This window comes from Halomonas sp. MS1, from assembly GCF_024182575.1.
Classification (GTDB): Bacteria; Pseudomonadota; Gammaproteobacteria; order Pseudomonadales; family Halomonadaceae; genus Vreelandella.
Genome location: NZ_CP098926.1, coordinates 2,604,165 through 2,623,542 on the forward strand (window position 1 = coordinate 2,604,165; position 19,378 = coordinate 2,623,542).

The 19,378-nt window shown below is 50.9% G+C and carries 18 protein-coding genes and 2 pseudogenes; 10 read left to right on the forward strand and 10 right to left on the reverse strand.

Going from position 1 to position 19,378, the window contains the following annotated elements:
* The first annotated feature begins 113 nt into the window (after window positions 1-113).
* Window positions 114-263 (forward strand): alternative ribosome rescue factor ArfA, encoded by a 150-nt coding sequence (gene arfA / locus NF683_RS11795; RefSeq protein ID WP_084183661.1) that lies wholly within the window; start codon window positions 114-116, stop codon window positions 261-263.
* A gap of 102 nt (window positions 264-365) precedes the next feature.
* Here the strand turns inward: arfA and NF683_RS11800 are convergent, their stop codons facing one another.
* On the reverse strand, window positions 366-1,301 hold the full coding sequence (locus NF683_RS11800; protein ID WP_232471498.1) for a LysR family transcriptional regulator: 936 nt from the start codon (window positions 1,299-1,301) through the stop codon (window positions 366-368).
* Window positions 1,302-1,551: 250 nt separating this feature from the next.
* On the opposite strand from NF683_RS11800, the gene rhmD reads away from it, so the two are divergent.
* The 8 genes and pseudogenes from rhmD to NF683_RS21435 all read left to right on the forward strand — a co-directional run.
* Entirely contained in the window at window positions 1,552-2,736 is a 1,185-nt protein-coding gene (gene rhmD / locus NF683_RS11805; protein WP_089038921.1) for an L-rhamnonate dehydratase, read from the forward strand.
* A 74-nt stretch (window positions 2,737-2,810) separates the two neighbouring features.
* Entirely contained in the window at window positions 2,811-3,815 is a 1,005-nt protein-coding gene (locus tag NF683_RS11810; protein ID WP_089038920.1) for a TRAP transporter substrate-binding protein, read from the forward strand.
* Window positions 3,816-3,835: 20 nt separating this feature from the next.
* Window positions 3,836-4,315, forward strand: a complete 480-nt coding sequence (locus NF683_RS11815; RefSeq protein WP_089038919.1) for a TRAP transporter small permease — start codon at window positions 3,836-3,838, stop codon at window positions 4,313-4,315.
* The gene (locus NF683_RS11820) at window positions 4,312-5,595 is read left to right on the forward strand and encodes a TRAP transporter large permease (protein WP_089038918.1); all 1,284 of its coding nucleotides are present in this window, start codon (window positions 4,312-4,314) and stop codon (window positions 5,593-5,595) included. The genes NF683_RS11815 and NF683_RS11820 overlap by 4 nt, the downstream gene beginning before the upstream one ends.
* Before the next feature lie 21 nt (window positions 5,596-5,616).
* Window positions 5,617-6,414 (forward strand): HpcH/HpaI aldolase family protein, encoded by a 798-nt coding sequence (locus NF683_RS11825; protein ID WP_253921896.1) that lies wholly within the window; start codon window positions 5,617-5,619, stop codon window positions 6,412-6,414.
* Window positions 6,415-6,520: 106 nt separating this feature from the next.
* On the forward strand, window positions 6,521-7,957 hold the full coding sequence (gene aldA / locus NF683_RS11830) for an aldehyde dehydrogenase (RefSeq protein ID WP_089038917.1): 1,437 nt from the start codon (window positions 6,521-6,523) through the stop codon (window positions 7,955-7,957).
* A 41-nt stretch (window positions 7,958-7,998) separates the two neighbouring features.
* Window positions 7,999-8,220 (forward strand): hypothetical protein, encoded by a 222-nt coding sequence (locus tag NF683_RS11835; RefSeq protein ID WP_253920082.1) that lies wholly within the window; start codon window positions 7,999-8,001, stop codon window positions 8,218-8,220.
* Window positions 8,221-8,304: 84 nt separating this feature from the next.
* A pseudogene (locus tag NF683_RS21435) lies at window positions 8,305-8,977 on the forward strand (IS30 family transposase); the annotation flags it as partial.
* Between the two features lie 224 nt (window positions 8,978-9,201).
* Here NF683_RS21435 and NF683_RS11845 read toward each other — a convergent pair.
* Entirely contained in the window at window positions 9,202-10,443 is a 1,242-nt protein-coding gene (locus tag NF683_RS11845; RefSeq protein WP_089038914.1) for an IS110 family RNA-guided transposase, read from the reverse strand.
* 85 nt (window positions 10,444-10,528) lie between these two features.
* Here NF683_RS11845 and NF683_RS11850 point away from each other — a divergent pair.
* Window positions 10,529-10,810: pseudogene (locus NF683_RS11850) on the forward strand (IS30 family transposase); the annotation flags it as partial.
* Between the two features lie 116 nt (window positions 10,811-10,926).
* Here NF683_RS11850 and NF683_RS11855 read toward each other — a convergent pair.
* The 8 genes from NF683_RS11855 to NF683_RS11890 all read right to left on the reverse strand — a co-directional run bounded on the left by NF683_RS11855 (window position 10,927) and on the right by NF683_RS11890 (window position 19,283).
* A complete protein-coding gene (locus NF683_RS11855) occupies window positions 10,927-11,175 on the reverse strand; it encodes a hypothetical protein (protein ID WP_089038913.1) in 249 nt (82 codons plus the stop codon).
* 291 nt (window positions 11,176-11,466) lie between these two features.
* Complete coding sequence (locus NF683_RS11860) at window positions 11,467-13,317, reverse strand: ABC transporter ATP-binding protein (protein ID WP_253920083.1); 1,851 nt, start codon at window positions 13,315-13,317, stop codon at window positions 11,467-11,469.
* A gap of 161 nt (window positions 13,318-13,478) precedes the next feature.
* Window positions 13,479-15,086 (reverse strand): gamma-glutamyltransferase family protein, encoded by a 1,608-nt coding sequence (locus tag NF683_RS11865; RefSeq protein ID WP_089038911.1) that lies wholly within the window; start codon window positions 15,084-15,086, stop codon window positions 13,479-13,481.
* 8 nt (window positions 15,087-15,094) lie between these two features.
* Window positions 15,095-16,618 carry a tripartite tricarboxylate transporter permease gene (locus tag NF683_RS11870; RefSeq protein WP_089038910.1) on the reverse strand — a complete coding sequence of 508 codons (1,524 nt, stop codon included), beginning with the start codon at window positions 16,616-16,618 and terminating at the stop codon, window positions 15,095-15,097.
* An 8-nt stretch (window positions 16,619-16,626) separates the two neighbouring features.
* On the reverse strand, window positions 16,627-17,124 hold the full coding sequence (locus tag NF683_RS11875) for a tripartite tricarboxylate transporter TctB family protein (protein WP_089038909.1): 498 nt from the start codon (window positions 17,122-17,124) through the stop codon (window positions 16,627-16,629).
* Between the two features lie 27 nt (window positions 17,125-17,151).
* The gene (locus tag NF683_RS11880) at window positions 17,152-18,102 is read right to left on the reverse strand and encodes a tripartite tricarboxylate transporter substrate binding protein (RefSeq protein WP_089038908.1); all 951 of its coding nucleotides are present in this window, start codon (window positions 18,100-18,102) and stop codon (window positions 17,152-17,154) included.
* A gap of 96 nt (window positions 18,103-18,198) precedes the next feature.
* Window positions 18,199-18,729, reverse strand: coding sequence for a chromate transporter (locus tag NF683_RS11885; RefSeq protein WP_089038907.1), 531 nt, complete (start codon window positions 18,727-18,729; stop codon window positions 18,199-18,201).
* Complete coding sequence (locus NF683_RS11890) at window positions 18,726-19,283, reverse strand: chromate transporter (protein ID WP_089038906.1); 558 nt, start codon at window positions 19,281-19,283, stop codon at window positions 18,726-18,728. The genes NF683_RS11885 and NF683_RS11890 overlap by 4 nt, the downstream gene beginning before the upstream one ends.
* Window positions 19,284-19,378: the final 95 nt, after the last annotated feature.

The following is a 19,378-nucleotide window of genomic DNA, read 5'->3' on the forward strand; positions in this document are numbered from 1 at the left end:
AAGCGGCAGAAACCAATAGGAACGGCAGGCGGTGGAAGCAAATGCGCCGCTTAATAAACGATTGTTAATGTCTATTTTTTAAAGACTATGTTTCAAAGGATGAGGAGTACACCGTGAAAAAAGGCAAGATACGCGATAACGCACTGAAAGCGCAGCTGCGAACGCCTATGTTCAAAATGCAGCAGCAAACACCGAAAAAAGGAAAGGGTAGTTACTCTCGTAAAGGTAAGAGTGACGGGCGAGGGTATCGCCAAGCCGCTTGAGTAGGCGTTTTGGCGATGCCTTCCCCAGGCATCTTATTGCTCGGCCTTTTTACCGAGCAACTCTCATCAGCTTCGCCGACCTCTTAAGGTCGGCTTTTTTATTTACTCCCATTGAACTGCATTGCGACGCAAAATGTCGCAAAAGCCGGTCACCGGTTCACTATAAAACGTATCTTTTCGAGTCAATAACCCAAACGGCGAAAGCGTTCGTCCAAGGGTTAGTGGCAGCATCTCAATGAGCCCTATATTGAGATGATCTCTGAGAACGGATTCAGCCATTACTAATAGTGCATCGCTTTTTTGGACTAGCTGTAAGGCAGCAAAGATTGAAGCGCATTCGATGATATCGCGTGGCGACATTAACCCTTCCATTTCTAGCTCTTTCTCTAGCGCTTGGCGTGCTGGCGTGGTTATCGGTTGAAGTATCCAGGGCCAGTGCTCCAGTAGCTGCTCAAGGGGGGGCAAATGTTCATCAGTTAATGGGTGACCACGGCGTACCACAGTAACCATGTTTTCGTTACCCAATGGCTCAAAATCGAATTGATTATGCTGTATGGAGGTCGCATAGCGGGCGATTGCTATATCCACTTTTCCTTGTTCGAGTAGCGCCACTAATTGATCACTAGTTTCACCCATCAAACGAATTTGTAGCATGGGGCGCAGGCGTTTCATCTCGATGATCGCTTGAGCCACTAGGTCGGGTGCGGCCCCCATAATGGCGCCAACGGTCAACTGGCCACGCCCACCAAGCTGGTAGCGGTGAACCTCTTCGGCGCATCTATCCAAACGGGTTAATGCATTATCAGCAAATTCCACCAGCATTTCGCCCACTTTGGTCGGGCGCATTCCCTTTGCCATGCGCTCGAATAACTGGCACGCAAACACCCGCTCAATTTCACTCAACATACGTGTCGCGGCAGGCTGTGACATATGCATGACCACGGCAGTCTGGTGTAGGTTACCGACTTTGCCCAGCGTCGAGAGCATAAGAAGGTGCTTATAACGCAGTCTTGCTACCAGTGCTTGAAAGCTATCCATTCTCATCTCACTTTTAAATCGATACCCAAACGGTATGGTGTTTACGCTTAATTTGGCTGTGCGACATTAGTCTAGTTATTCGGTTTCCTGTTATTAAAAGGCCTAGCGTAATCTGGCGTCATTACTGGCTTAGCGCTCTTCGATAACTTAAAGGTATCGAGTCGAACCAGATAATCATTAGCTACCTTGCCCGCTTTTACTTACAACTTCCTCAAGAAGATGACGTAAACAAGCATAACGAGGAGTGTTTATGAGCGAACCCACCATCAAACAGGTGCGCGCCTACACCGTCCGGGGTGGCGGTGCTGACTACCATGACCAAGCCGAAGGTCACTGGATCGATTCCCAAATCGCCACGCCCATGAGCAAGTACCCAGAGTACCGCATGACACGTCGAAGCTTCGGGCTCAATGTTCTGGGCACCTTGGTGGTTGAGGTAGAGGCAAGCGATGGAACCGTAGGGTTTGCTGTAACCACCGGTGGCGAAATTGGTGCCTGGATTGTCGAAAAGCATCTTGCCCGCTTCATTGAGGGTAAACAGGTAACTGAAATCGAAAAAATTTGGGATCAGATGTTTAACGCCACGCTCTATTACGGCCGTAAAGGGGTGGTGATTAATACAATTTCCTGCGTTGATCTGGCGCTTTGGGATCTGCTTGGTAAGGTGCGGCAACTGCCGGTGCATCAGCTATTAGGCGGCCCGGTTCGCGATGAACTGGTGTTTTACGCCACCGGCGCACGTCCTGATCTCGCCAAGAAAATGGGCTTTATTGGCGGCAAAATGCCCCTCGTGCATGGGCCAGCTGAAGGCGACGAAGGGCTACAGAAAAACCTCGAGCACCTGGCGAAGATGCGTAGCGCTGTCGGCGATGACTTCTGGCTGATGTATGACTGCTGGATGAGCCTGGATGTTAATTACGCCACTCGGCTAGCTCAGGGAGCTAAGGCGTACGACCTGAAATGGATCGAAGAGGCGCTTCCGCCCGATGACTATTGGGGCTACGCGCAGCTCAAACGCGATGTCCCCAAAGGCATGCTGGTGAATACCGGTGAGCACGAGGCCACCCGTTGGGGCTTCCGTATGCTTCTGGAAATGGAGTGCTGCGACGTTATCCAACCGGATGTGGGTTGGTGCGGTGGTATCACCGAGCTGATCAAGATTTCAGCGCTGGCTGATGCGCATAACAAGCTGGTTGTACCCCATGGCTCATCGGTCTACAGCTACCACTTTGTTATTACACGCCATAACAGTCCGTTCGCTGAGTTCTTGATGATGGCGCCAAAGGCCGATGAAGTGGTGCCCATGTTTAATCCGCTGCTGCTGGATGAGCCTGTGCCTGAAAATGGTCGTATGGCGGCTTCCAAGCTCGACAAACCAGGGTTTGGCGTTCGCCTTAATCCGGATTGCGAGCTTTCTAGGCCTTACCAACATTAACATTATGGCCTGATAAGCATTGTTCCCGCTAAAAAGTAGGGAACTTAAAACAAGTAATATCAGAGGAAACTACAATGAAAATGAATAACACCTCACGTCTTTCAATCTCTAAATTGACCATGATTGGTGCCGCAGGGCTGCTCTTCATGATGCCCTTTGGCACTGCCTATGCTGAAACGAAAATTCGTTTCGCACACCATATTTCGACTGATTCTGAGCAGCATTTAGCGGCTGAAAGATTTCGCGATCTGGCAGCTGAATACAGTGACGGTGAAGTCCGGGTGGAGATCTTTCCCGCCGGACAAATGGGAGGGCAACGAGAAATTATTGAGTCTGTTGAGCTTGGCGTACTGGAGATGGGGTATGGCGAATCGGGCCTCTATGCCAACTATGTACCCGAATTTGGTCTGCTGACGCTACCTTATCTTTATCGAGACGTTGATCATTGGGAAAGCGTGGTAGCAGGTGAAATAGGCGGCCAATTGATCGAGCAATTGGTTACCACTTCCGGGATCAGACCGCTTAACTGGATTCTGGCAGGCTATCGAGATACGTATTTGGCCGAAGGACAAATTAATACCCCCGAAGATTTCAATAACTTGAAGATTCGCGTACCGGAGTCCCCCGTGTTTGTGGGCACCTTCTCCGCACTGCAAGCTCAGCCGACGCCTGTACCCATGCCGGAGGTCTACACCGCGTTACAAGCAGGTGTCGTCGATGCCATGGAAGGCACCCCGGAAGTTGGTTACACCTTCCGCATATTTGAGGTTGCGGAGTCACTGTCCAAAACACGCCATATTCTTTTCGATGGCAGTTTTGCCATCAACGAGTCCTTTTACAACAACCTGTCTGATAGCGACCGCGAGGCAGTCAACCGGGCCGCCCGGGAAGCGGCTGAAATACAGCGCAGCGAGTGGTTTGAGCGTGAGCAGTCCTGGTTTAGCCGGCTAGAAGAAGAGGGAATCGCTATTAATGAGGTGGATCCCGTGCCTTTCCAAGAAGCATTGGCAGGCTTCCGCGAAGAGTTTGCTGCCAATATTGGCGCCGTAGAACTACTTGAGTCCATTGGGCAGCAGTGACTCTAAAAAGGAGCTCGCAAATGCGTCGTTATCTGGATGCTGCATTTGCCACCCTTGGCGCCATGACCGTCGCCATCTTTGCGGCGATCATGGCGTTGATTTTCATACAGGTCATCAACCGGTTTCTCCTGGGGTTGCCACTTTTTTGGACAGAAGAAGTGGTGAGGATGCTGCTGGTTTGGTTGGTACTTATGGGAACCCCTGTGGTGGTTTACAAATGCGATGAAATAAAGGTGGAGCTGTTTCGGTTTAACAACGACCGCTTTGAAAAGGTGAGGCGTTTCGCAGTGGCAGCTATCTCAATTGTTTTTTGTGCCGTTTTAGCCTACTGGGGGTACCTATTCACACTACGCGCTTTGGGCACCATGCAACCCTCGTTGGGTATTTCTAGAGCTTGGCTGTATGCACCCATCCCCATTGGGGGCGTGCTGACGATTCTTGCTTTCATTGTTCGTCGTGATGAAGTTAAAAAAGCATCAGACGTAGAGGAGCTACTATGATCGTTGCCTTAATGTTTGGGTTATTTACAGTTCTTCTCGCTCTCGGCGTGCCCATCGCCTTCGCCATGGGGCTTAGTGCCGTTACCGTCCTGGTCATTGATGGCGGGGTACCGCTTCTAGTGTTACCTCAACGCTTTTTCAGCTCTTTGGATAGTTTCCCCTTGCTGGCCATCCCGCTCTACATCTTTGCCGGGAATCTAATGAACTACGGTGGTATCACCTCGTCAATCGTCGGTTTTTCCCGTTCTTTAGTGGGCCATATACGGGGCGGATTAGGCCAGGTGAATATCATGACGAGCGTGCTGTTCTCGGGTATCTCCGGTTCGGCTTCGGCAGATGTGGCTGCGGTCGGAGGGATGATGATTCCTGCGATGAAAAAGGAGGGCTACAAGCCAGAGTGGGCGGTAGTGATTACCGCCGCTTCAGCAATCTTGGGGCCCATTATTCCGCCTAGCCTACTAATGGTGATCTATGGGGCTATGACGGGACTTTCCATTGGCACGCTGTTTTTGGCCGGTATCGTTCCAGGCCTGTTTCTCGCCATGATCATGATGGCACTGGTTTACTGGAAAGCTGATGAGATCGGCGCGCCTCGTCACCGTAGAGCCAGCTTAGGCGAAACCGGCAAGGTGTTTTTGAAAGCAGCACCCGCGATGGTGATGCCGGTGATCATTGTAGGCGGTATCCAGAGCGGTTTATTCACGCCTACCGAGGCAGGCATTGTGGCCGTTGCCTATGGGCTCGGGTTTGGCCTGCTTTCTCATCGCCTGAATGTCAGAAATACCTACCGCTTCGCACTTCAGTCTGTCGTCACCTCCGCCAGTATTCTGATCATTCTCGGCAGTGCCGCTTTGTTCAGTTGGATTATTGCTCGAGAGGGCGTGCCCGCAACATTAGCTACTTGGCTTTCTAGTATGACCAGCGAGCCTGCCATCGTACTGCTGCTTATCGTGCTGGTACTGATCCTGGTTGGCATGTTTATCGAAACAATTTCAGCGCTAATCTTGATGGTGCCAATACTGACGCCGATTGCCCAAATGTTCGGATTTGACATGATCCATTTTTCAGTCGTGGTCATTATTGCTCTGCTTTTAGGTTCGCTGACGCCACCTGTGGCTTTAATCGTTCTATTGGGGTGCAAGATCGCTGAGGTTGATTACATGAAGACAATGCGCCCTCTCGTGCCTTTCTTCATGGTTCTCGTTATTGGGTTGCTATGCATCATGTATTTACCCTTCTTAACACTTGGCTTACCTGGCCTGCTTGGGGCTTTTGACTAGTACCACTGGAGTGTAACGATGATGGAAATGCCCGTTAATACATTTAAAAGCGCACTGGCTAAAAGTGACCCCATGTGGGGTTGCTGGGCTGGTTTTGCGACTGGTTATGCCGCTGAAATAGTGGCGAGCACTGGTTTTGATTGGTTACTGATTGATGGTGAGCATGCCCCCAATACGGTGGTGACTATTTTGGCTCAACTACAGGCAGTGGCGCCCTATTCAGCGGCGCCGGTGGTACGCAGCGTTAACCAGGACGCTGCGTTGATCAAACAACTACTCGACATTGGCGTTCAGACACTGATGGTGCCCATGGTGGAAAGCGGTGATCAAGCTACGGCCCTGGTACGTGCTACCCGCTATCCACCCCAGGGTATACGCGGCGTCGGCGGCGGCTTGGTACGTGCAACCCGCTGGGATGGGGTGGATGACTACCTGAATCAGGCCCATGAGTCGCTCTGCCTAATCGTGCAGATTGAATCACCTAAGGGCGTTGAGCAGGCAGAAGCGATTGCGACAACTGATGGCGTTGATGCGGTCTTTATTGGCCCGGCAGACCTTTCGGTGGGAATGGGGTATCCAGGCAATCCGGGGCACCCAGACGTTCAAAAAGCCATTGAGACGGTTGTTAAAACGGTGAAGGCGGCAGGTAAGCCGGTGGGTATTCTGGCGCCGCTTGAAGATGACGCACGTCGTTATCAGGCGTTGGGCTGCCAGTTTATTGCGGTAGGGATCGATATTAGCCTTCTTCGCCAGGGGGCGCTGGCAACGGTTGCCCGCTACAAGGGGCAAGCCGCAAGCCAGTCTTCCAGCACTTATTAGCGAAGCGTTTCTTAATTCAGTACTTGTCAACTCAGTACTTATCAGTTGAGCACTTACCAACAGATGGTCTCTGCGGGGCCAATATAACGACAATAGGAGAATGAAGATGACACAGCCGACCACCTACCAAAACTATATCAACGGCGCATTTGAAGCGGCTCAGCAGCACCTGGAAGTATTTAACCCCGCCAATCAGGCATTACTATCACGTGTTCCCGCCTCCAATGCTGATGATGTCGAGCGAGCGTTAGATGCAGCGCGTGCAGCACAAAAGAGCTGGGCAGCGATGCCTGCCGTTGAGCGTGCTGCATTTCTACACCGTTTAGCCAATAAACTGCGTGATAACGTTGCCCATTTGGCACGTACCATTACGGAAGAACAGGGAAAAATCAGTGGGTTGGCGGAAGTGGAAGTTAACTTTACCGCCGACTATTTGGATTATATGGCCGAGTGGGGGCGCCGCATTGAAGGCGAAATCATTCAAAGCGATCGCCCTAAGGAGAACATTTTCCTTTTCCGTAAGCCACTTGGGGTGGTAGCGGGCATTTTGCCTTGGAATTTCCCGTTTTTCTTGATCGCACGCAAGATGGCGCCGGCATTAGTCACGGGCAATACCATCGTAATTAAGCCCAGCGAAGAAACACCCAATAACTGTTTTGAGTTCGCCCGTCTGCTAGATGAAGTGGGGTTGCCAAAAGGTGTATTCAACGTGGTGAGCGGCACGGGCGCTGAAGCGGGTAACGCCCTTACCGCTAGCCAGCAGGTCGATATGATTAGCTTTACGGGCAGCGTGGAAACGGGATCACGCATCATGGCCAATGCTGCTAACAACATCACTAAGCTCAATCTGGAGTTAGGTGGTAAAGCACCGGCTATTGTGCTGGATGATGCGGATCTCGACCTGGCGGTGAATGCGATTCGCAGCTCACGGATTATCAATACCGGCCAGGTATGTAATTGCGCCGAACGCGTTTACGTTCAGCGTGGCGTTGCAGATGAGTTTATTGCGCGTATTGCTAAAGCGATGGAATCCACCCGCTATGGTGATCCGCTAGTGGATAGCGATGTTGAGATGGGGCCCATGATCAACCGAGCGGGCCTGGATAAAGTGGCCCAAATGGTAGAAACCGCTCGTGGGAATGGGGCTGAATTGATTACCGGCGGGAATGTCGCGGATCTGGGGGCAGGATTCCACTATCAGCCTACGGTGCTGGCAGGCTGTCGCCAAGACATGGCCATTATGCGCCAGGAGATTTTTGGCCCGGTTCTGCCCATTCAAATCATCGATAACCTTGATGAAGCTATAGCACTGGCCAATGACTGTGAATATGGCCTTACCTCATCGATTTATACCCGGAGCCTTAATAACGCCATGCAGGCCTGTCGTGAGCTTGATTTTGGCGAGACCTATATCAACCGAGAGAACTTTGAAGCAATGCAAGGCTTCCACGCTGGAGTTCGTAAGTCAGGTATCGGCGGTGCGGATGGTAAGCACGGTCTTTATGAATATACCCATAGCCATGTGGTGTATCTGGAGGCTTGATACACAACGCTAACAACAATATGAGGTACTCGCTATGAGTAATGCAAATTACTCAGCCCCATCGGCAGCAACGCCTGCTGTTGGGGGGGGAGTATGAGCGTACGCCGGTGCCAGAAAAGGCCCGGCTTGGCTTCAAAAGTTTTATCGGTATGTATGCAGGTGAACACACTGCAGGTACAGAGTTGATGATTGGCCCGCTCTTTGTATTAGCAGGGGTCGCTGCTTTTGATGTAGTAATGGGACTTCCAGGATTCCTAGAATAACCATAGCACTTTGGATCACACAGTAGAGGAGGGAGGGGAAGCACCAGTACCTTCTCAACTTTACCAACCAAAGTGAAGCAGAGCATGGGATACCGACAGCTGACCCAAGCCCAACGATACCAACTTTCTACCTATCTTGAGACCGGCATCAGCCAGCGACAAATAGCCAAGGCGATTGGGGTTCCATTAGCAGGGAGATAAAGCGCAATGGCCTGAAGGCTGGCTATGTGCCCGAGGAAGCGCAATCGAGAAGTGATCAGCGCCGACGCAGTGCTTGGAAAGTCACGAAGCAACTGCCAAGCCTGATCCGCTGGGTGACTGATCAACTGGTGGATAAATGGAGCCCTCAGCAAATAAGTGGCTTCATGGCGAATACCAATGGGGTGCGGGTAAGCCATCAGTGGATCTATGCGTTAATCTGGGATGACAAGAAACACGGCGGCGCATTATGGAAGTGACTTCGACTACCACGCCAGCGGCGCTATCAGAGTCAGTTGGCCATTGGGCAAGATCCCAGAGTGGGCATTGAACAACGCCCCGCTGAAGTGGAAGAACGACGCTATATCGGTCACTGGTAAGGCGATACGGTACTCAAGGGCCACAAAGAATCTGGCCTAGTGACCCTTGTCGAAAGACGCAGCGGTTATCTCTTGGTGGCGCGCCTGCCGAAATCACGGCCACTGGGACGACCAAGGCGATGACACGGTTATTAGAATCACGCCGAGGCGCAGTGCAGACCATCACCTTGGATAACGGACTACCTACGGAACCCGCTCAATATGTACACAAAATCTCACTTCGTGCTCGGCATCGGAACACTTACTCACTACTCAGGCGCATACGTCGCAACCAGATCTAAAGGGTGCTCACCATAGTGTGCAAGGGTCCAAATGGCCCAACAGGACTTAACAAAGCATTTTGGAACGGTTGTGAGCGTTGAGCATTATCTACAGGGTCACTGGGCGCCCTAACGGCACAGATTTACGTCTCACAACCAAACTCATAATAGCCTCGATAATCACTACCTGTCTTTATTAAAGCATGCGCAACGCGGGCTAATTTAACAGCCACTGCCACACGGGCTTTCCGCTTGATATCAGGATCATCAGGGGTTGCCCGAATATAGCGCTCGTATTTCTGTCGAAATGTATTTTCCCGCTGTCTGATGGCGACCGTGGCTGCCAACCAGAAGGCGTACCGTAAACGTGCATTGCCTCGCTTTGATAAGCGGTAATGCCCTTGTTGTTTACCACTTTGACTTGCCGACAAGTTGAAGCCGCAAAAGCTAAGGTATTGGCGATAATGACAAAAACGCGTTAGGTCACCGCTTTCGGCAATAATAACTAACGCAATGACAGGACCAATACCAGGCAATGTCCGAAGTCGCTGGTAATCATCGCGGTGAGATATCAACTGGTCAGCGGCTTCTTCGATTTGCTGCCGTTGCTCGGTTAGCGTCAAATAACGTCTGATCTGCAATTTGAAGGTGGCAATTGCGGGGCTATTAAGCGGTACGGGTAACGCTATCGACTGCTCTGCCACTTCATACATCTCTTCTAAAAAGCGCTGTTTGGCCACCTTCCTCCCCACTACCTCCCAAGCACGTTGCACGAAGGTCGTTTTTTTATAGCGCGTGATACTTAGTGGAGTAGGGGATTTCAGCAAGAAGCGGCAAAACCATACGGCACGGGAGCTATTAAAAAAACGCTCCATTTCTGAAAAAAAGAGGGTGAGGTAATGATTAAATAAACTATGTTGACAGCGGGATCTAGCGAGTGAGATTTGATAATACGTATTCGCAAGCTCCTGAATATCTAGCATTTCATTCACTAACGGATCGTAAAATGGTTGCATCATGCCCTGCTGCATCAAGTACATGATAACCCGCGCGTCTTTCTTGTCGTTTTTATCCCAGCTTTTAAACAACATTTCACGCGCTCTGGCGCAGGCTAAAGACGACACCATATGGCACAAGGCACCTTGAGACCTTAACCAATAGGCAATATTACGATGAAAGTCAGCCGTTGGCTCAAAGGCCCCCAAAATATCTTCAGCAGGTGCTTCTGCTGCATTAATGAGGTTCTGATAACCCACTAACGTGTTAGGGAGCTTAAACGTTTTGGTACGACCTGACGGCCATAAAATGACAGCATCATGGGACGTTTTGGCAATGTCGATGGCGATCATCACTTTCACAGAGCTATTCTTTAAGTTGTCAGCCATGTGTACATCTCCTAAATCCACTGATTGGCATCAGAGATTTTGGTACAGATGGCTGGCTCCAACCTGCTTATTCAGCAAGTACTACGGGGCGGAATTCACTGAGCACTGCCAGGTTGCCAAGGCGGTCACGGGCAATATCTATTTTTGTGCCCCGTACTGCTCATGCCAGCGTGGCACCAATAAAAATACTAACGGTCTGATTCGCCAATATTTTCCGAAAGGGACTGATTTCCGAAATGTGTCTGGCACAGAGCTACGAAGGGTCGTCAATAAGCTGAACGATAGACCAAGAAGACGGCTGGGATACCGAACCCCACCCCAGGTGTTCTTAGGAGAATACTCAGGAGCACTAAAAACCACTTATTAGTTGAACTAAGGTTCAATGAGAAGAGCAGGGCTGGTTCTTGGCAGAAGCGAAAAATTAGCTGGTGTGGGACTCGAAATAGAAAACGCCCCGGCCACTTCCTGTGACCGGGGCGTTGGCTATGTCAGGCTGCTCCCGCAGTGTGGACACGTTTCATAGGCATCGCGGGTTTCGGCCTGGTGGCGTTGGTTGCGCTGACTTGGTTCCTCTACCCCGTGAATAGATACCAGTTGGCCCTGCTCCCAGCGTAAGCCAATATCTTTTAACAGGTGCGAGTTTTGGAGACGTGGGTCTTCGTAAAGACGCCGCTGGGTACGATAGTGCTTAACAGCGTTGAGTAGTTTGCGGGTAATGGTTGCTACTGCCATGGGGTCGGTCTCCTGGGTTAGGAGGCCGGGCAACATCGCGATCAGGGAGTATCAAAGGTAACGATAAAATACATGGCCGCGACACCTGCCGCGGCCAATTTTCTCACTACATTTCTGGCGCGCGACAACAATAAGCCGATACCGAATTATTAATAACTCGGTGCAGCTTATTCATTCGGGTCGCGGGGATTTGCCAGCGCATGAGAAGGTCTCGTTAATAAAGATAAAAGCTACTTTTTAAAAGTAGCCTTTATCTTTTAACCGATGCTTATAGAAGCGTCAACAGTTCAGTTAACGATAACCCTTGGCTTGAAGCCGAAACAGTTTTGCATACCGACCATTATAAGTAAGCAGTTCTTCATGGGTGCCACGCTCAATAATACTCCCTTGGTCAATCACAATGATCTGGTCGGCGCTGCGCACTGTCGAAAAACGGTGGGAGATTAAAATCGTCATTTTATCGTGGCTATGCTCGCGAAAGCGGGCGAATACTTCGGCTTCCGCTGCGGCATCCATCGCTGCGGTAGGCTCATCCAATACTAAAATATCGGCATTGTGGCGCATATAAGCGCGTGAAAGCGCTACTTTTTGCCACTGACCGCCAGAGAGTTCCTGGCCATTTTTAAACCAACGCCCTAGCTGGGTTTGGTAGCCATGTGGCATGCGGTCGATAAAGCTATTCGCCATGCCATCGTGAGCGGCTTGCTGCCAGCGTTGTTGGTCATCAAAGGCTTGAGTGTCGCCAACCCCAAGGTTTTCGCCAACAGAGAGTTGGTAGCGCACAAAATCCTGGAAAATAACCCCAACTCGCATTCGTAATGCCTGGGTATCCCAGTGCTTGAGGTCACTACCGTCCAGCAAAATGCGTCCTTTGGTCGGGTGGTAGAGCCGCGTTAATAGCTTAATCAGCGTGGTTTTGCCCGAGCCGTTTTCCCCGACTAATGCAATACTTTTGCCCGGCGCTAAATGTAGCGAAATATTGTGCAGTACGTCGCTGCCACCGGGGTAGGCAAAGCTGACGTGTTCGAAGCGTAACCCATCGCCTGGCGCTATACCTTTGGTGAGGTGGCCTTCTTCACCTTCGGTGGGTTGCTCGAGGTATTCGTAAAGATTGGAAAGATAGAGGTTGTCTTCGTACATACCGCTAATAGCAGTCAAACTTGCTGAAAGGGCGCTTTGGCCTTGTTTAAATACCATCAAATACATGGTCATTTGGCCAAGGGTAAGCGCGCCCGCGACAGTTTCAATCACCACCCAGCCATAAGCGGCATAAAATGTCAGCGTGCCCAGTAAGCCAAGAATAAATCCCCAGCCTTCCCGACGTAACGTTAGGCGGCGGTCTTCGGCAAATAGTTTGGTAAAGATATCCCGGTAACGCTGGAGAAAAAGACCTTCTAAGCCGAAGAGCTTTACCTCTTTGATACTGTCTTCCCGAGCAAGCACTGTTTCTAGGTATATTTGCATACGGGTTTGCGGTGAGCGCCAGCGAAATAGCCGAAAGGCATCGCCGGAAAATTTCGCTTCTGAGAGAAACACAGGCAATGCCCCCACCACCAAGATGAGTAACGCCCAGGGGGAGAACTGCACCAGTAGAAACCCGAAGCTAGCCAATGAAATAGCATTTTGTAGCAACCCAAAGGTTTTATTCACCAGCGCGAGCGGGCGCGTAGACGCTTCCCGCCGTGCCCGAGTGAGCTGGTCGTACAATTCTGAATCTTCAAACTGACTGAGTGACAGCGTGCCCGCTTTCTCTAGAATCATCACATTAACTTTCTGGCCCAGCAACGCACGCAGTAGCGATTGCTGGGCCGAAAGGCCACGTTGTGCCAGGGCAATAAACGCAATAATCAGCCCTTCCAAGGCCACTAAGCCTAATACAGGCGTTAGTGTTTCCCAGAGGTTGGGCGAACTCGCCGCCTGGTAGCTGTCCATCGCCGCCACGACGCCATCTACAATCAGTTGGCCGACCCAGGCAGCCACGGCAGGTAGAACCCCTGCCACCAAGGTGCATAACGCTAAGCCCAGCATCATCCAGCGTGAAGTTTCCCACACGAGTGCAAGCGCTCGTCTGCTATAGCGGAACACACTAAAGAAACCGCTCAGCGGTGAAGGGGAGGCAGTGTCGGACGGTAATGGCGGCATAGTGAGACAGGCAAGTACCTAGCAAGAAAGAGTGCCATGATGCGACGCTTTGGCGTTGATAGCCAGCCTACTGCAGTGCGTAAACTGCAGTAGGCTGGCTATCGGACAGTATTGCAAGACGGATATTGAAAGTTCGTGGCGAACGTTGGGTGAACGAAAATTTAAAGAGGCAGTACCGCGCCATCGGTGCGCGGCTCGGTACCGCCTTGGAGCACGCCGCTGTCAGGGTCGCGTAGAATGATTTGACCCCGGCCAAAAGTAATCGAGTCGGCGACTTTTACGATGTGATGCCCGCGGCGGGCTAGGGCAAGTGCTAAGTGGTTGGGGAAATCGGCTTCGACTTCAATTGTTGTGCCGTTGGTCCACTTCCAGCGCGGCATATCCAGTGCTGCCTGTGGGTTTAGGTGATCCTCTAGCATCGCTGTTACTACCTGCACATGACCTTGGGGTTGCATGTAGCCACCCATCACGCCAAAGGGCCCAACGGCTTGGTTATCTTTGGTGATAAAGCCGGGGATAATAGTGTGGTAAGTGCGTTTGCCGGGTGCTAACGCGTTGGGATGTTGTGGATCTAGGGAGAATGACCAACCCCGGTTTTGTAGGCTGATACCGGTACCAGGCACGACCATTCCAGAACCAAAGCCTTCAAAATTGCTTTGAATAAATGACACCATATTACCGTCATCATCCGCTGTTGCTAGGTAGACGGTGCCGCCCTTTAGCGGATTGCCATGAACCGGGTTAATGGCGTCTTGGCCAATAAGACCTGCACGTTGCGAGAGGTAATCACTCGATAGCATTTGCTCAACGCTGGGTTGCATGGCACAGCGTTCAGTGATGTAGCGTAAGCCATCTACGTAACCCAGTTTTGTTGCTTCGATACGGCGGTGAAGGGTTTCCACCGGATCTGTCGATTGGTCATCTAGTGACTCAAGAATCCCCAGCGCTTGAAGCACAATTAACCCGCTGCCGTTGGGGGGGATTTCCCAAATATCATGGCCCCGATACCGGACACTGATGGGTTTGACCCACTCCGGCTTGAATGCTTGTAAATCTTCTTTGCGTAAGAAGCCGCCATGCTGGCGTGAAAAGGCATCCATCGCATCTGCTAGGCTTCCTTGATAAAACGCATCCGCATGGCTGTTGGCAATTTCACGCAGCGTTTTTGCCATATCTGGAGAGCGCCAAACATCACCCGCTTTGGGAGCCTGGCCATTGGAAGTAAAGTGCGTAAACCAAGGGGTAAACTCTGCTGCTTTGTATTGACCATAGCGCTTTACGGCGCTTTCCCATAGCTGACTCGCTACTGGAGATACAGCAAAACCTTCTTCGGCTAATTCTATTGCTGGTGCTAACAACTGCTCAAACGGCAGTTTACCAAAACGCTCTGAAAGCGCAGCCCAAGCGCCAGGCGCACCAGGCACGGTGACCGGGACTAATCCATGGGCAGGCATTTCCTCATGGCCCAGAGCCTTAACGGCATCACATGAAATACCCTTTGGAGCAGGGCCGCTAGCATTGAGGCCATGTAGCTCACCTTTTACCCATACCAGAGCAAAAGCATCGCTACCAATACCGTTCGAGGTCGGCTCAACAACCGTTAAAGCAGCTGCTGTCGCAATGGCAGCATCAATGGCATTGCCACCTTTGCGTAAAATATCAATACCTACCTGTGCCGCAAGCGATTGAGATGTCGCGACCATCCCGCGTTTGCCAAAGGTAACCATGCGACGTGAAGCGGAAGGGTAATAGTGTGGATCAGTGTGCATTAGTATTCCTATTTAGAGGTGGCACCTAGACGTTGAGCCATTAGACGGCGCTGCTTTATATAGCTATAAATACTGTAAATCACAGAGGCAACCGCTAATGTAAGCAGCAGTGCTGATATAGGCCGAGTGAAAAAGAGCGTCCAGTCAGCACTGGTCTGGAAAGCCCGTCTTAAGTTAGTTTCTGCAATAGGGCCCAATACAACGCCCAGTACAAGAGGCGCTAACGGATAATCCAATTTCTTCAGCAGGTAGCCCACGGCACCGATGCAGGCAAGCAGATAAAGGTCTGATAAGCGGTTATTTAGGGTGTAAGTACCAATCGCGCAGCAAGCGAGCACAACGGGAACAACAATATACTTCGGTACATTTAGTAGCCGTAAAAAAGCCTTCATCAAAACAACGCCGATTAACAGCATGAAGACAGAAGCTATCGCCATGGCAATAAACATGCTGTAAACCAAGTCGGGATGATCAAGGATTAAGCGCGGACCAATGCTGATGCCGTGTACCATAATGGCTGCCATGAGAACTGCATCGGCGGGTGACCCTGGAATGCCTAATGCAATTAAGGGAATCATGCTACCGCCAACCGTTGAGGAGTTGCCTGATTCAGAAGCAACTACCCCTTGGGGCTCGCCTTTGCCAAACGTCTCTGGGTGTTTAGAAGCACGTTTAGCTTGGTCGTAGGCCAACAGGTTAGAAATTGAGCTACCTGCACCGGGTACTGCACCAATAAATACGCCGAGTAAGGATGAGCGTATAACGTTGATGGGTTTCAGGGTGATGTCTTTTACGGTTTGCCAGAGGTGAGGGCGCATATCCCCGCTAATCAGTGCCCCAGAAGAGTGATTATCTCCTCCTTTATTCTCCAGCTCTGACAGCAATTGACTCATGGCATACATGCCAATTAAAACAACCAGGAAGGGGATGCCCGCCGTAAGGATTTCATAACCAAAGGTAAAGCGCTCGCGACCCATTAATGGATCAGGCCCTATCGTTGCAATACCGATACCAATAAGGCCTGCAATCAGCCCTCTAATTAGTGAATCACCCACCAGACTGGCGATGACGGTTAAGGCAAAAATAATGAGGGCAAAATACTCCCATGGGCCTAACTTAACGGCTAGAAGTGCGAGCGGTGGTGCCGCAACGATCAGCACTGCAATAGAAATAATCGAGCCTACAAATGAAGCAAATAATCCTAATGATAGCGCCTTGCCGGGGTTGCCCTGTCTTGCCATGGGAAAGGCATCAAACGTGGTCGCAACTGACGAAGGCGTTCCTGGAATGCCCAGTAAAGCGGCGCTAAATAAGCCGCCGCTCAAGCCCCCAACGTAGACAGCAAGCATGACTGCAATACCTTGCATTGGCGGCATAGCAAAGGTGAGTGGCAAGGTAAGGACAATTGCCATGGTAATCGTAAAGCCGGGGATTGCCGCGGCAACAATACCTGCAAACGTCGCTACTGCCATGAGTAATAGCGTATAGGGTTCAGTGACACCCCCTAGCGCTACGAGAAAAGCGTCAGTCATAGATCACCTTACCATTGAGCTCGGGGAAGATAGATATTGAAGACCTCAGAAAATAAATAGTAAGGCCCTGTAGAAAAGAGGATGGCAACGAAAATGGCAATCAATACGGTAATAGGTTTTTTGGGCGCTAGATAAAATTGAGCAATAAGTAAATACGCAAAGGTGCTGATAATAAAACCGGCGACAGGCATGATTGCCACATAAATAATAAAGAACACTAGGTTAAAGATGACGGCCTTTAGCGCAATTAACCTTTTCCAAGCAACGCTAAAGGATAGGCGTGGTAAGCCGTGCTTGGAAATGTCAGAGATAGCAGCGACACCACATAAAATTGCAATGCTAACGAAAATAATTTGTGGGAAGACCCCAGCACTCATGGGCTCCCAGCGAGAGGCCGGCAATGAGCCGGCCTTGAAGGCCATTAATAAAGCACCTAGGGCGATAATGAGATAAGACAGCAGCTGTAAAGCAGAGGTCAGCGCTATCTCAGGGCTTCTGCGTTCCATAATGGCCTCCTCAAGCGTGGTGTTACCTTAATCAAGAAGGTGGGCGTTATTTTCAATGAACGCGTTATTGCGCTCTAAATAAGCGGTGTAATCTTCCCGGTTAAGGTAACGAACGGTACCGCCTACGTTCTCAATATCGGTTTTAAATTCTGTACTGTTAGCGACATTTTTAAGTGCGCTTTCCAGCGTTGTAATCACCGATTCTGGTGTGCCTTTTGGTACAACAACGCCACGGGTGACTAAAAACTCCAGATCATGGCCTAGCTCTTTCAGCGTAGGCGTATCGGGTAGCTCTTCGATGCGTTCAGAGGTCGCGGCTGCCAGTACATTCAAATCGCCATTTTCGACGAAGGCGCGAGCGGAGTAATAATCTTCAATAGCCACTGTGATATGGCCGCCTGCTAGTGCGCGTAACCGCTCTCCGGTCCCCTCATACCCCACATAGCCGAACTGAGTGCCAGTGGATTCTTCAAACTGCACAGCCCATAAGTGTGGAATACCACCCAACGTAACGCCCATTCGGTACTCACCTGGACTTGAAGTGACATCTTCGAGCATGTCATCAAGTGTTTCCCAACCCGTATCGGCATTGACTACGATGACTGAGTTATCGCTGGTCATCATGGAAACGACATCAAAATCGTCCCAGTTGAGGTCGGTAACCCCCGAATGGTGCGCAATTAGCAAACCTTCATGTATTTGCGAAATCGTGTATCCATCGCTATCTCGCCGGGAAGCTTCGCGCAGACCTACCGTGCCACTAGCGCCAGGCATATTAATAACGGGGACAGCCTGCTCCAGCTCTGTTTCAAGGTGCTTGCTAACAAGGCGCATTAGCAGGTCGCTGCCGCCACCTGGCCCCCAGGGAACGATAAATTCAATCGGCTTCTCAGGGTAATGCTCTGTGGCTGCCGCAAAGGTAGGCAGAGAGAGTGCTGCAGCTATCGCGGTAGTGGTGAAGAGTGATTTAAAGGTCATTGGATTCCCCATTTATAGTGCTTGAGTTATTGTGAGCTGTGGCGCGTTAAACTTAGGTGCATGGCTTTTATTGTTATAAGGCTTCTGCGTCTTCTGTTATGGAATGATGATCCCTCCATAAGCTAAAGCACCCATAACCACAAAGGCGGGATGCATGTTGAAGCGCAACAAGGCGATAGCGGCCGCTATGCCGATAATCAGCGTATGGATAGCCCCGCTGGTGTTAAGGCTTTCGAGTAGAAAGCCTAAGGTTAGCCACGCCATCATGATGGCGATGACCGGGCGCACCCACTGGCTCATACGCTTGACGCGGGGAGAGTCACGATGACGGTAAAGCAGCCCCAATGCCCCCAGCATCAGCATTAAAGAAGGAATAACCGTCGCGGAAACAGCCACCAATGCACCGCCAATGCCGGCGATGTCATAGCCAATGTAGCCCGCCATTTTAGTCGCAATAGGGCTGGGGAGGGCGTTGCCCAAGGCCAGGGTTTCGGCAAACTCCTGAGAGGTCATCCAGCCATAACGGCCAACCACCTCGGCTTCAATGAGAGGAATAATGGCGGGGCCGCCGCCATAGCCAATAATGTTAGGAATGAAAAACGCTAAGAAAAGCTCCCAATAGATCATGCCGAGCCCTCCACGCGTTTTTTACCCGTTGGGCGCAGCATGGCTGTTAGCAAGATGGCACCAATTACCCAGCCAGGGTGGACACCCAGCCAATAAATTAATCCACCTGCAATAACGGCCATTAGCACGCTTGCTAGCCAGCCAAGAGCTGCTTGAGATTTGTCGAAAAAATCCCAGGTTAATTGCCCCATCATGATCATAACGACAGGAATAACTGCCTGCCCCATGCCACGTATCCAGGCAACGTCGCGATAGCGACTAAAAATACCGAGCATGACAATCATTGCCACAATCATAGGCACAATCACGGCAATAACCGCCGCAATACAGCCGCTGATGCCGCCAACCCGGTAGCCGATATAGCCAGGCATCTTAGTCGCGATAGGGCCGGGCAGCGTGTTGCCGATGGCAAGTACGTCGGCAAACTCCTCATCGGTTAGCCACTTGTGCCGGGTCACAACTTCAGCACGTACTAGCGGTATCATGGCCGGCCCCCCGCCGAAGCCGAGGAGGCCAACACGCAAGAAAGCCCAAAAGAGTGCCGACTGTTTCATATGCCCAGTGCCATTAGCAGCGGCATCTCAGTTAAAAGCATCTGTTTCGCCTCTTAATCGTTTGTTTTGTTGAAAATCGATTTTTATGAATAAAA

Excerpts from the sequence above, each read along its gene's own strand:
- NF683_RS11800 (WP_232471498.1), bottom strand. The coding sequence starts at position 1,301 with ATGGATAGCTTTCAAGCACTGGTAGCAAGACTGCGTTATAAGCACCTT.
- rhmD (WP_089038921.1), top strand. The coding sequence starts at position 1,552 with ATGAGCGAACCCACCATCAAACAGGTGCGCGCCTACACCGTCCGGGGT.
- NF683_RS11810 (WP_089038920.1), top strand. The coding sequence starts at position 2,811 with ATGAAAATGAATAACACCTCACGTCTTTCAATCTCTAAATTGACCATG.
- NF683_RS11815 (WP_089038919.1), top strand. The coding sequence starts at position 3,836 with ATGCGTCGTTATCTGGATGCTGCATTTGCCACCCTTGGCGCCATGACC.
- NF683_RS11820 (WP_089038918.1), top strand. The coding sequence starts at position 4,312 with ATGATCGTTGCCTTAATGTTTGGGTTATTTACAGTTCTTCTCGCTCTC.
- NF683_RS11825 (WP_253921896.1), top strand. The coding sequence starts at position 5,617 with ATGGAAATGCCCGTTAATACATTTAAAAGCGCACTGGCTAAAAGTGAC.
- aldA (WP_089038917.1), top strand. The coding sequence starts at position 6,521 with ATGACACAGCCGACCACCTACCAAAACTATATCAACGGCGCATTTGAA.
- NF683_RS11835 (WP_253920082.1), top strand. The coding sequence starts at position 7,999 with ATGCAAATTACTCAGCCCCATCGGCAGCAACGCCTGCTGTTGGGGGGG.
- NF683_RS11845 (WP_089038914.1), bottom strand. The coding sequence starts at position 10,443 with ATGGCTGACAACTTAAAGAATAGCTCTGTGAAAGTGATGATCGCCATC.
- NF683_RS11855 (WP_089038913.1), bottom strand. The coding sequence starts at position 11,175 with ATGGCAGTAGCAACCATTACCCGCAAACTACTCAACGCTGTTAAGCAC.
- NF683_RS11860 (WP_253920083.1), bottom strand. The coding sequence starts at position 13,317 with ATGCCGCCATTACCGTCCGACACTGCCTCCCCTTCACCGCTGAGCGGT.
- NF683_RS11865 (WP_089038911.1), bottom strand. The coding sequence starts at position 15,086 with ATGCACACTGATCCACACTATTACCCTTCCGCTTCACGTCGCATGGTT.
- NF683_RS11870 (WP_089038910.1), bottom strand. The coding sequence starts at position 16,618 with ATGACTGACGCTTTTCTCGTAGCGCTAGGGGGTGTCACTGAACCCTAT.
- NF683_RS11875 (WP_089038909.1), bottom strand. The coding sequence starts at position 17,124 with ATGGAACGCAGAAGCCCTGAGATAGCGCTGACCTCTGCTTTACAGCTG.
- NF683_RS11880 (WP_089038908.1), bottom strand. The coding sequence starts at position 18,102 with ATGACCTTTAAATCACTCTTCACCACTACCGCGATAGCTGCAGCACTC.
- NF683_RS11885 (WP_089038907.1), bottom strand. The coding sequence starts at position 18,729 with ATGATCTATTGGGAGCTTTTCTTAGCGTTTTTCATTCCTAACATTATT.
- NF683_RS11890 (WP_089038906.1), bottom strand. The coding sequence starts at position 19,283 with ATGAAACAGTCGGCACTCTTTTGGGCTTTCTTGCGTGTTGGCCTCCTC.